The sequence below is a fragment of the Paenibacillus sp. CAA11 genome (genome assembly GCF_003060825.1).
GTDB lineage: Bacteria > Bacillota > Bacilli > Paenibacillales > Paenibacillaceae > Fontibacillus.
In genome coordinates, this window is the sequence record NZ_CP028922.1 from 4,601,309 (window position 1) to 4,612,962 (window position 11,654).

General features: G+C 51.6%; 10 protein-coding genes. 5 read left to right on the plus strand and 5 right to left on the minus strand.

The genetic code is table 11. The features are described 5' to 3' along the window. Nucleotides 1-66: 66 nt before the first annotated feature. Both fabZ and DCC85_RS21480 read right to left on the minus strand, forming a co-directional pair. Nucleotides 67-507, minus strand: a complete 441-nt coding sequence (fabZ, locus tag DCC85_RS21475) for a 3-hydroxyacyl-ACP dehydratase FabZ (RefSeq protein WP_108467401.1) — start codon at nucleotides 505-507, stop codon at nucleotides 67-69. Nucleotides 508-610: 103 nt separating this feature from the next. Then, nucleotides 611-1,081, minus strand: coding sequence for a 2-thiouracil desulfurase family protein (locus tag DCC85_RS21480; protein ID WP_108467402.1), 471 nt, complete (start codon nucleotides 1,079-1,081; stop codon nucleotides 611-613). A 333-nt stretch (nucleotides 1,082-1,414) separates the two neighbouring features. Here DCC85_RS21480 and DCC85_RS21485 point away from each other — a divergent pair, with 333 nt between their 5' ends. From DCC85_RS21485 to DCC85_RS21495, 3 genes are all read left to right on the plus strand, one after another. After that, complete coding sequence (locus tag DCC85_RS21485; protein WP_108467403.1) at nucleotides 1,415-2,716, plus strand: GntP family permease; 1,302 nt, start codon at nucleotides 1,415-1,417, stop codon at nucleotides 2,714-2,716. Between the two features lie 33 nt (nucleotides 2,717-2,749). Then, complete coding sequence (locus DCC85_RS21490) at nucleotides 2,750-3,901, plus strand: glycerate kinase family protein (RefSeq protein WP_234414491.1); 1,152 nt, start codon at nucleotides 2,750-2,752, stop codon at nucleotides 3,899-3,901. Between the two features lie 83 nt (nucleotides 3,902-3,984). Continuing rightward, nucleotides 3,985-4,929 (plus strand): CdaR family transcriptional regulator, encoded by a 945-nt coding sequence (locus DCC85_RS21495; protein WP_234414263.1) that lies wholly within the window; start codon nucleotides 3,985-3,987, stop codon nucleotides 4,927-4,929. Between the two features lie 549 nt (nucleotides 4,930-5,478). Here DCC85_RS21495 and DCC85_RS21500 read toward each other — a convergent pair. Beyond that, a complete protein-coding gene (locus DCC85_RS21500) occupies nucleotides 5,479-6,087 on the minus strand; it encodes an acyl-CoA-like ligand-binding transcription factor (protein ID WP_442789505.1) in 609 nt (202 codons plus the stop codon). Between the two features lie 267 nt (nucleotides 6,088-6,354). Between DCC85_RS21500 and DCC85_RS23080 the strand changes: the two genes are divergently transcribed. Both DCC85_RS23080 and DCC85_RS21505 read left to right on the plus strand, forming a co-directional pair. After that, nucleotides 6,355-6,525, plus strand: coding sequence for a hypothetical protein (locus DCC85_RS23080; RefSeq protein WP_234414265.1), 171 nt, complete (start codon nucleotides 6,355-6,357; stop codon nucleotides 6,523-6,525). A gap of 171 nt (nucleotides 6,526-6,696) precedes the next feature. Beyond that, nucleotides 6,697-7,611, plus strand: coding sequence for an SDR family NAD(P)-dependent oxidoreductase (locus DCC85_RS21505; RefSeq protein ID WP_108467405.1), 915 nt, complete (start codon nucleotides 6,697-6,699; stop codon nucleotides 7,609-7,611). Between the two features lie 6 nt (nucleotides 7,612-7,617). Here DCC85_RS21505 and DCC85_RS21510 read toward each other — a convergent pair whose 3' ends face one another. Both DCC85_RS21510 and DCC85_RS21515 read right to left on the minus strand, forming a co-directional pair. Next, nucleotides 7,618-10,014: a PEP/pyruvate-binding domain-containing protein gene (locus DCC85_RS21510; RefSeq protein WP_234414266.1), complete on the minus strand. Its 2,397-nt coding sequence runs from the start codon at nucleotides 10,012-10,014 to the stop codon at nucleotides 7,618-7,620. 206 nt (nucleotides 10,015-10,220) lie between these two features. Continuing rightward, the gene (locus DCC85_RS21515) at nucleotides 10,221-11,414 is read right to left on the minus strand and encodes an MFS transporter (RefSeq protein ID WP_234414267.1); all 1,194 of its coding nucleotides are present in this window, start codon (nucleotides 11,412-11,414) and stop codon (nucleotides 10,221-10,223) included. Nucleotides 11,415-11,654: the final 240 nt, after the last annotated feature.

Sequence of the window (11,654 nt, forward strand, 5' to 3'; positions counted from 1 at the left end):
GATCATACCAATGGGGCTAATTCTAATCAACTACCGCGGTGTTCTTCTATTAACACTCGTTTCCCGTTAGTTTATGGCCTCAATAGAATTAAATGCAAACATTATTTCTGCTTCACAAACCAATTCATTGTTTACCTTGGCAATGCCTGTTCCTTTGACTATTTGTCCCTTGGTTCGGGTCACTTCGAATTCAAGAAGGAGTTGATCCCCTGGTTTTACTTGCTTCTTAAACCGACAATTATCAATACCCGTCAGTAATCCTATCTTATGGTTATTGCTCTCTGTGTTGGACATAGCGATACCACCCACCTGTGCCAGTGCTTCTACAATCAAAATTCCAGGCATGACGGGATAATCGGGAAAGTGGCCCAGGAAATAAGGTTCATTGAAAGTCACATTTTTAATTCCAACAGCTCTCTTTCCCTCAACAATTTCTAAGATTCTATCGACCAAAAGAAAGGGATATCTATGGGGAATAAGCTTTTTAATTTGATTAATATCAAGCATGGATTGCCTCCTCTGATATTGGCTTATAACCATTCTAACGTCATTTGGAGAAATCATCCATTCCCATACTAATCTGCCTGTCCGTTATCTTAATGAAGCAACGTTACACCCTGCCCTCTGCGAGCCAAGCCGCAAGATCGTTCTCGGATATGACCTGAATCCCGTTCCTTTGCAGCAATGCTGTCGTCACTCCGCGCCCGATCACTTTCTTATTCCTAAATTCCCCGTTGTACACCATAGAGCTGCCGCACGAGGGGCTGTATTCCTTAAGCACCACGATTGTAGCTTGAATGGAACGGGCCATCTCAAGAGTCTCATAAGCCCCTTTGATATACAGTTCAGTAACATCCCGACCTGATCTCTCTACAACTCTAGCCCGGCCCTCCAGCACATCCACCCCGTCGCCCCCGACAATCTCGGCAGGCTCTCTGGGCGTGGAGAAGCCTCCCAGGAGCTCAGGGCATACCATAACCGCCCTCTTCTCGCGGACAAGCGTCTGAATGCGCTCATCCAGACTATGGGTGCCATTGTATCTTACCTCCGACCCTGCCAAGCAAGAACTCACTAGAATCAACCTTCCCACCTCTTTCACAGCTAATATTTCGGCGAAGTACCTACCCACATATTATCATGTCTTACACTTCGTTCCCGGTTATAATCCGTATTCACTCAAGTTCTTAATTTCACAAGTACGACAAATTTCCGCAAAATTCTGCTTACTTAGGCACCCTGCCCCCTATCCCTTGCCACCACAGCATTTGTAGACCCTTTACTGCCCCTGATTGTGCATTTGCATAAAAAAATAGGTTATCCAGTCAATAGGCTTCACGAGTTCTGCCCGATATACTAGGCATCGTAAGCGCTAACAAAATATCTGCAGAGAGATTCCTGTTAGGAGGCAGCATGTATGGAAGGAACAGTCATCCACTGGATCGGGGCCGTCATCGGTCTGATTCTAGCCATTGTCTTGATATTTAAAAAGGTAAATCCGGTGTACGCCCTGTTCGGCGGCGCCGTTGTCGGCGGTCTGCTTGGCGGAGCTTCGCTTACAGAGACCGTTCAATATGTCATTGATGGAACCAACAGCGTCATGGGTGCTGTAGTTCGTGTACTGGCCGCTGGGGTGCTGGCCGGGGTTCTGATTGAATCCGGCGCGGCCGAGCGGATCGCCGAGACGATCGTAGCCAAGCTCGGCGAGAAGAAAGCCTTGCTCTCCATCGCACTCGCTACCATGATCATTACAGCTGTCGGCGTGTTTATTACGGTAGCCATCATTATCGTCGCCCCGATCGCCCTGTCGGTCGGCAAGAAGATCGGCATTTCCAAGACCGCCCTGCTCCTCGCCCTAGTCGGCGGCGGCAAGGCCGGTAACATTATCTCGCCGAATCCCAACACCATTGCAGTGGCCAAAGGCTTCAACGTAGACCTGTCTCAGGTCATGATCAACGGATTCTTCCCGGCCCTGGCCGGACTTATCGTAACCGTCCTCGTAGCAAGCCTGTTAATGAACAAAGGAACACCCATCGCAGAAGGCGATGTTCCAAGCGAGGAGGGTGCTTCCTCTCGGAAGGACAAGCCTAGCTTCGGACGCGCCATTGTCGCTCCGGTCATTGCCATTGTCCTCCTGGCCATCAATCCGATCGGCAGCATCCTTCATATCGAAGCGCTGCAGTCGTTCAAGATCGATTCCATGATCATTCTGCCGCTGGCGGGAATTATAGGCCTCATTGCGATGAAGCAGACCAAGAACATCATTGCCTTTACAACCTCAGGCCTGAATAAAATGACCGGGACGGCGATCATTCTGATCGGCGCCGGAGCGATTGCCGGCATCATCTCCAAGTCCGATCTCAGTTCTACTGTCGTCGATGCCATCTCAGCCATGGGCATCTCCGGGACATTCCTGGCTCCGATCGCCGGTATTCTGATGGGGGCGGCCACTGCCTCGACTTCAACGGCATCCATTGTAGCGGCCGGCTCATTCGGTGAAGCCATCCTCTCCATGGGAACCTCGCCGCTGAATGCAGCGGTCATGGTGCACAGCGGAGCTGTGGTTATCGACCATCTGCCGCACGGCAACTTCTTCCACGTAACGGCAGACGCCGTGAAGATGGACATCAAGAACCGGATGAAGCTGATTCCCTATGAGAGTATTGTCGGCCTCACCATGACGATTGTCGCCACGATCCTGTACGGCTTTATATTCTAACGATCTGTTCATGAAAGGGTGAACTTTATGAATATCCAACAACCTATTTTTCTGCTGGCACCCGACTCCTTCAAAGAAAGCATGACCGCCAAAGAGGCCTGCGAAGCGATGGAACGCGGCATCCGCAAGGCCATACCTCAGGCAGTGTGCCTTCATGTACCGATGGCGGACGGTGGCGAAGGCACCATGCAATCGCTGGTGGATGCCACCGCCGGCACGATCTACCCGATGAAGGTGAAAGGACCGCTGGGCAATGAGGTAGAGGCGCATTACGGCATCACCGGTGACGGTCAGACAGGCGTGCTGGAAATGGCCAGTGCCAGCGGCATCCATCTGGTGCCCGCCCAGGAGCGCAACCCGCTCATCACCACCACTTACGGCACCGGACAGCTCATTCAGGCCTGCCTGGACCACGGCGTGAAGAAGCTGCTGATCGGTATCGGCGGGAGCGCCACGAATGACGGAGGCGCGGGGATGGTTCAAGCGCTCGGCGGCAGGCTCCTCGATGAAGCTGGTGAAGAGCTGGAGTTCGGCGGAGGTGCCCTTGGCAGGCTCGCAAGCTTTGACTTGTCTGGCCTCGATGCCCGGCTGCAGGACGTCAGGGTCGAAGTCGCCTGTGACGTAACCAACCCGCTGTGCGGTCAGACCGGAGCCTCACATGTCTTCGGGCCGCAGAAAGGGGCTACCCCGGACATGATTGAGCAGCTGGACCATAGCCTTCACCATTATGCGACCGTAATCCAAAGCCAGCTGGGCAAGACCATCGCAGAGATGCCCGGAGCGGGCGCGGCCGGAGGGCTTGGCGCAGGACTGGTTGTCTTCTTGAACGGCGTGCTGAAGAAAGGAATTGAGCTGGTGATTGACTACACTGGCCTTGAAGATAAAGTACGGCAGGCTGATTTAGTGTGGACCGGCGAAGGAAGCATGGACTTTCAGACCCAATACGGGAAAACGCCTTACGGAGTAGCTCAGGTTGCCAAGAAGCACGGCAAGCCTGTCATCGCTCTGGCGGGGCGGATTGGGGATCAGACCGAAGTGTTGTATGATAAAGGCATTGATGCCATCTTCGGCATCCTTCAGGGAGCCTCAGCACTGGAAGATGCCTTAAGAGATGGGCAGACCAATATAGAGCGAACCGCAGAGAATGTAACGCGGCTGATCGGAACGATAATTGGACGGAAATAAGGAAGCATCAAACATACAGAGCAATGGGCTGATAGAGGCTGCCGAACTGGCTGCCTCTGTTTGGCTTAAGGAGGGGATATCAAGTGAAGATAGCCGGACAACTCGCCAAACAGATCGTTCGGGAGATGATGAATGTTGTTCCCTATAACATTAACGTCATGGATGAGAACGGAATCATCGTCGGAAGTGGGGATTTAAGCCGGATAGGAACACTCCATGAAGGGGCGCGTATTGCGATTCAGTCAGGACAAGTGAACGAGGTGTACGAAGATGGCATCGGCATGAAGCCGGGGATCAATGAACCTATCATTGTGAACAAGCAAGTGATCGGTGTCGTCGGAATTACCGGACATCCCGATGCAATCAGGCCGTTCAGCAGGCTGGTCAGGGTCACCACCGTCTTGCTGATTGAACAAGAGGAGCGGAACAAGCAGGAGCAGGACGAGCGGGTCAAGCGGGTCAAGTTCTTTCACGAGCTGGCTTACCGCAAGAACCTCTACGATCCGGAATTTTTGCAGCGCGCAGCGAGCTACGGCCTGGATCTGACCAAGAAATGCTGGGCGATGACTGCCGAAGGGAAGGTGAATGCTGAGGGCTTTAAGCAGGACTTTAGACAGTACCCCCATTACTGGAACTTGGAGAATGACCATGCTGTCTTCTTTGTCACCGACCCTGCACAGTATCGCGAGCTGCTGGACAGGCTCTGCAAATCCAGCCATGTCGATCAGATTGGCGCTGGAGGCGAGGCCAGCCTGGCTGCACATTCCCTGGAGCAAGCAACCGCCGCTCTGCATACGGGAAAAAGCCTCAATCCCTACAAGAAGCTGTACTTGTATGACGAACTGTCCTTTATGATCGGTCTCTCCCACGAGGGCAAGGATGCTTCCGCGAGTCTGTACACCCTGCTCGATCAAGCGGGAGACAAGACAGATCTCATTAAGACACTGCAAATCTTCATCGCTGAAAATGGTGATCAGAGCGAGACCGTGAAGCGGCTGAATATTCACCGCAACACGCTCAGGTTATAGGCTGAACCGGATTGCCCAGCTGACCGGCAAGAATCCGCGTATTTACCCGGAGCTATTCGAGCTGATGTGCGGCCTGATGTGGGGAAAGCCCTTAAAAGGGTGAAGGAATTCAATCTCCGAAAACCCGGTGCTTTGTCTTGCACAGTTCGATACCCAAAAATACAGTGGAGATGCAGCCAGGGTAAGAGGAATGAAATCCCCCTTGTCCTGGCTGCATCTCCCTTTTCCTCAGGCGCCCTCTAAAACCTCTTTAATCATTTTTTAAAACAAGAGGTTCTGAGCAAGTGAAATAGTTATAACTAATGTTGATAAGGTACCAAACGATGTTAAAGTTATAATTTTTCGGCTATTTTGCCTCTTAGAAGATTTACTTAGTTCATGGATCACTGCGCCCCATACGAGCATGGATGCTAGAACAATAATTCCCATAGACATGTTTCATCCACCTCTCTGGCAATTTTTTATAATCTTAACACCAATATCATGGTCACACAAACCTTCGGGAACCGGATATTCATCATTTCAGCCGCGACAAAGCTGCAAAGCGGACTACAGATCAAACCCCTGATCCAGCTGGCTTAGGCTCTCGTTCAGGAGTGCGGCAAAGTCCGCCTCCGGGTGCTGGGCATAATATTCCATCACCGAGATGTTAATTCCCATTACCGCCCCGGCCAGGCTGCGCACCGTTATATCACTTGCGTCGCGGCCTGTCCGTTTGGATATCATCTCGGACAGAAGCTGAATCATCTGGGTCATATTATTCATACTCGAAGCCCGCAGCTCTGGAACAGACATAATGAGCTCATTGCGCTCGCGCATAGTGACCAGCTCCTCGTCAGACATCTCCGCCAGCCCTGCAACCATAGCGTTCTTCAAAGCCTGAACGGGGTGCAGAGAGGGAGGCTGCTCCTCAAATGCTGCAATCAGCACAGGATCGTAGTTATCCACCATAAGGACGTCCTCTTTACTGGTGAAATAACGAAAGAAAGTGCTGTAAGAAATTTCAGCGGCCTCTGCAATCTGCTCGACCGTGGTTGCCTTGTAGCCCTGTTCCCGGAAAAGCCGTAGCGCATGCTTCTGCACCTCCGCCATGGCTTTGGCCTTTTTCCTCTCACGGAGCCCTTTGCGCTGCTTATCATCTGATGCCAACCTGCTCACTCCTCTTAAAAATTAGCTGAGCCTCTTCTCAAATCCATTCATGGAATTGTCACTCCTGCAACAGCCATTTATTGAAATTATGAAATCATGCAACAACCATAATTCATAAAATTGTTGGCGCTTCAGTTCAACTGGACCTATTATAACATGCAAAAAACCGGAGGATATCTTCATGAATTTTTATGACCGGAAGGGGACGATCGGAGGATGAATGTCGCGCTGTATCAACAAATGCTCAAGATGCGCACGCTAGAGAAATATTAAGTTATGAGGGCCGGGAGTGCAGATGCCTTCGTGGCAGGAGAATACCTGCGGACTGATGATGATCATCATTCTGACAATTCACTGTGTGCTGGCAGCCACCCAGCTGTGGCTAAGCTGGTCGGGCAGGGCTCGATGGCTTATATTTTATCTACGCCACTACCCAAGCCAAAGTAGCCTTCACCCAAGCCGCTGTAATGATATTTGGAATTCGGTATGCTGCATTAGCATCAGTATCCTATCGATCAAAAGACGATTCCTTCCCTTATAGCTCCAGCTTGTTTAAAAAAGCCTCATCAGGGTATCTCTATATCTAGTGAAATCGTAAAGCGATTAGGAGGTGCCATTATGAATTCCAGTAACTATCCAGCACAAAAGGCAAAAACGGTAGTCATTACCGGCGCATCCAGCGGTTTTGGGAAGGGCGTTGCCCTGAAGCTGGCCCGCCAAGGCTTCAACCTTGTGCTCGCTGCCCGGCGGACAGCGCTCCTTGAGGAGCTTGCCCAGGAATGCGGGAGCGCGGTAGCTGTGACCACCGATGTCAGTAAACCGGAGGAGGTAGCGCGCTTGGCGCAGACGGCCATTGACAGTTTCGGCGGAATCGACGTTTGGATTAACAATGCGGGAATTGGAGCCATCGGCTCCTTCACAGATATCCCGCTGGAGGATCATATCCGCATTGCCGAAATCAATGTAATCGGCGTGATAAACGGCAGCCATTATGCCCTGCGTCAGTTCAAGCAGCAGAAGTTTGGTACGCTGATCAACCTGGCCTCCATTGCCGGCAAAATTCCGTTCCCCTTCTACCCCTCTTACAGCGCATCCAAATTTGCGGTGCTCGGCCTCAGTGGAGCACTCCACCAGAAGATGGAGCTTGAAGGCTATGACGATATCCATGTATGCAGTGTGTCGCCATGGGCTACAGATACCCCTTGGTTCGACCATGCCGGCAATTACAGTGGCCACGAGGCTCAAATGAAGCCGCTGGATGACCCCGAAGACGTTATTGATGCCATAGTGAAGCTGATCGACGAGCCTAAGGAGAGTATCGAAGTTGGCGCCTTAACGAAGGGCTCCTTCCTCTCCAGCAACCTTGCACCCGGTCTTACAGAGAATTTCAATGCCAAGTATATTTATAAGGTCATCCAGGAGGCCCCGCCTGCTCCGCCGACATCCGGCAGCCTTCACAAGCCTATGGCCAGCGGAACCGATATTTCAGCAGGTCTTAAGCAGCGAATCGAAGCCCAAAAAGAAGACAAATAGCGTCCATCAGCTCCGTAGAATCTGTATGCTCCCTTGGCCTCCATCGATGATGACCCGATCCCCCGTCTTCAGCCTTGCTGTAGCATTCCCGCAGCCAACGACCGCAGGAATCCCGAGTTCCCTAGCGACAATCGCCGCATGGGATAAAGGAGCGCCGACATCGGTAATAATAGCGGCAGCTTTGGGGAAGAGGGGGGTCCACCCTATATTCGTTGTAGAGGCTACCAGAATCTCCCCTGTCTTCAGAAGTTCTCCGTCTTCCGGCTTGGCAAGCACGCGCACACTTCCTTCAACTCGGCCGGATGCGCCGGCAAAGCCAGTCAGCACCTCGGAGGCCGCGGAATCCCTCGAAGGCTGGGTGGGATCATAAAGGTCAATTCTCCGATTCGGGTCTTTACTCCAGAGCACAGGTTCAAATCTTCCCCGGATCACAGAGGGGAAGGGCGGCAAGGATTGATATTTAGCGTAAGTCTGTTTGCGGGCAGGAATATGAGCGTCAGCCAAAGCCCCTCCTTCCAGCCAGTGCAAAATTTCTTGGATATAAAGAAAGAAAATGTCCTCTCCGAGCCCTGTTAGTTCACCGGCCTTAAGCGCAAATGCCCGGTTGACACGGAATACTCTCGTCCATTCAGACCTGGCCGCCTCACGTATTTGCGGTCCCCTGATGGCCCGTTCTGCCTGCTTCCTAATCTTCTTGACCTTACCGGGGAATCTCGACTTTACCTGCGACCACACCTCTTCATTCTGGACTTGCTGTTTATGAAGCAAATTCTCCGGATCTATATCCGATGCCTCAAAGTCCTTGATCTGCTGCTCCAACCAATCGCCATTTTCATAAGGAGCAGGAATAGACAGCTCATGCTCGTGGGGACCCCGGTGACCATACTTGAACATGTATTCCTCTCTGCTAATCTCCCCTCTTGCAAGCTGAGGAATGCCTCGCAGTGGCCCCAGACTCTCAAGCCCCGAGCCCTCGCCGCTGCTGGAAAGAAGCCTATAGGCGGCCTCTTCGCCCAGCAGTCTGCCAAGCTTCTGTCTGAGCTTCACATAACGCTGCATCTCCCCACTAGTTCCTTCAAATGCCGTCCATAAGGCCTGTACACTCCTTGGCCAAAGCTCCCGATTCCATAAATCCAGCAGTTCTTCCCGGCTGCAGGCGCTTTGAATGCGATCTGTCAGAATTCTGCAATCTTCCGGTGCCCCCTTCAGAAATTCATCCATTTCCTTAATCGTTTGTCTTGTCTTCCTTGCACTATAGATCATCCTTGGGACTACAGCCTTCACAAGCTCCAGCTTGCCGAAGGGGTGGCGGGGAATCTCTATCCCTTCGGGCAGCCTGCCAAATACGTTGCTCATCTTGCTCCAGAGTGCCCCCGTACCGATTCCAAAGGCTCGGAAAGCGGACAAAGGTACACTGATATTGGAGTAGATTCTCCCGCAGATATTGCCGGATAACAGGTAATGTCCTGGAATGACCCTCTGCTCTTCATCGAGCTTGCGCAGCACCGACCAACTAAGCGGTGTAACGACGTCGGGAATGGATTCCCCGATATTCGTGTTGGTCCACAAATCATCACCGGCCCGTGAATCGTTCCATTCAAAGGTGTCCGGATTACCGGGATTCAGCGTAGTTACAGGCCGCGCTTGAAGCAAATATAATTTCCCATCCGCTACTGCCCACTCCAGGTCCAGAGCTATCCCCTGTTCCTTCTCCAGCGCCGAGGCGTAACGGTAGAGCTTAGACGCATACCTCCGAAAGGCATCCGGGCCCTCGTATTTCCCTTTAGGTCTAACTAGAGAAAAAGAAAACGCATTAGCCTCGCCTGATACAAGCTGCTCTCCAAGCCCATACACATAGTTGCCTGTCATTATCGCGCGGCTGCCGGTTACAGGATCAGCTGTGAAGAGTACTCCGGCCATCTCGGAAGGAACCATCCGCTGAATGACAATGGCGACCTGATGGGACTGCTCCATGGCCTGCACCGAGCTGTAGACCTGTACTCGGTCTGCATACTGGGATTGATGCACCTTGTATAAAGCTTGCTCGATCTCTTCATCCGTCTTTACATTCAGAACCGTATCGAACTCTCCGGCAAATGAGGCAGCTGCCGAATCTTCACTCAAAGCCGAGGATCGGACAGCAAATAGCACATGCGGGGAAGCAAGACGAATCGCCTGCAGATGCTGCCGAATATCGTGCCAAGCGGCAGAGCTAAGCTGCCCCCTCTCGAATGCTCCCGGAAGCACAACAAATCCTTCGGGAACAGGGTATCGCTTTTGAATCATTCTGGCCAAACTGCTGCCCTTCCCTCCTGCTAACGACTGAAGATGTGCGGGCAATGTCTTAAGGCTATAAACCATCCGATCCACAGAATTCACTCCTTTAACCTGCAATATCGTCATGAGACGAAACTGCAGGTTATCTTGATATATAGTATCTTTTGATACTTTATTTCACTTTATACTTTTCGTCAACCTTCATTTATCTCATGAATCGCCTTAGTCTTATTGCTTGGCTCTCCTGAACAAACATAAAAGGCTCTTGAACCATGAGGTTCAAGAGCCTTCTGTGCATCAGCTATGATATATAGATATATTAATGGGACATGCTATGCTGCCTTACGTTCTGCTATATAGCTGGCGAGAGCAATGACCAGGCCAACTCCCACCAGAACGGCCCCCACCCAAGGCAGCGAAGTAATTCCTAGGTGTGTAATTACCAAGCCACCGATAAAGGCGCCGCCTGCATTACCTAGATTACCTGCAGAATGGTTAGAAGTAGAGGCAAGCGCGGGCGCTGCTCCGGCTAAATTCATAATTCTCACCTGCAGCCCTGGCATCACAGCAAAAGCTGCCGCACCCCAGAAGAAGATGGTGATCACCGAGAGCATCGGACTTTGCACGGTCCAAGTGAACAAGGTCAGGATTACACAAATGACAAAGAGCAAGCCTAGGATTGCTGGCATCAGCTTCCAATCGGCCAGCTTTCCGCCTACCATATTCCCCAGCGTTACCCCGCATCCGAACAGCACCAGAATTAGGGTCACACTGTGTTCACCAAACCCTGTCACCTGCTCCAGCAGAGGGGTGATATAGGTAAACACCGTGAAGAGACCCGCATTGCCAAGCCCGCCGATGAGCAGGAAGAGCAGCAGCTTCGGCTGGGCCAGTGACCGCACCTGCTGAGCTAGACCGGCCTGCTTCTCCTTAGCGAGTCTAGGAATAAACACCAGGATGCCAATCAGAGCAAGCACACCCATCAGAACAATGGCCCCGAAGGAAGCCCGCCAACCAAGGTGTTGGCCGACAAAGGTGCCCAGCGGAACCCCGATAATGTTTGCGATTGTCAGCCCTGCCATCATAATCGAGACAGCCCCGGCCCTGCGCTCTGGACGTACCAGATTCGAAGCGATCACCGCACCCGCCCCGAAGAAGGTTCCATGGGCGAGAGCCGTAAGCATCCGTGCCCCCATAAGAATTGCATAATTCGGCGCGAACACGGAGATGGCATTTCCTGCAATAAATATTGCCATTAGTAGGCAAAGCAGCAGCTTCTGTGGCAGGCGTATCGTCAGCATAGTTAGAATGGGTGCCCCAAACGCCACACCCAGCGCATAGCCCGTAATCAGCTGACCAGCAGTGGAGATACTTACGCTTAAGTCCTCTGCGATATTCGGCAACAGCCCCATAATTACAAATTCAGTCATTCCGATGGCAAAGGCCCCCACCGTTAGCGATAGAAGCGACACCGGAAATTTCTTCTGCGCCGGTGCGCCTTCTGCAGATGATGTAATAGAGTTCATTTGAATTCTGTTCAACCTTTCTACCATATACATAAACAACAACTTATCTATTATAGAGGAATTTAAGCGGGCGACCAACAAAAATATCACAACCGCCCCTCCCTGTCAGAGGCTAAAGAGCCCGTGACACACCAGCATTCTATTATTCTTTTAAATTTAAAATATTTATATTGCAAGAAAATATCCCCAGACTTTATGATATAGCTACTCATCAGGATGAGTATGGTTTTTACGACTCTA

Excerpts from the sequence above, each read along its gene's own strand:
- fabZ (WP_108467401.1), bottom strand. The coding sequence starts at position 507 with ATGCTTGATATTAATCAAATTAAAAAGCTTATTCCCCATAGATATCCC.
- DCC85_RS21485 (WP_108467403.1), top strand. The coding sequence starts at position 1,415 with ATGGAAGGAACAGTCATCCACTGGATCGGGGCCGTCATCGGTCTGATT.
- DCC85_RS23080 (WP_234414265.1), top strand. The coding sequence starts at position 6,355 with ATGAGGGCCGGGAGTGCAGATGCCTTCGTGGCAGGAGAATACCTGCGG.
- DCC85_RS21505 (WP_108467405.1), top strand. The coding sequence starts at position 6,697 with ATGAATTCCAGTAACTATCCAGCACAAAAGGCAAAAACGGTAGTCATT.
- DCC85_RS21510 (WP_234414266.1), bottom strand. The coding sequence starts at position 10,014 with ATGACGATATTGCAGGTTAAAGGAGTGAATTCTGTGGATCGGATGGTT.
- DCC85_RS21515 (WP_234414267.1), bottom strand. The coding sequence starts at position 11,414 with ATGAACTCTATTACATCATCTGCAGAAGGCGCACCGGCGCAGAAGAAA.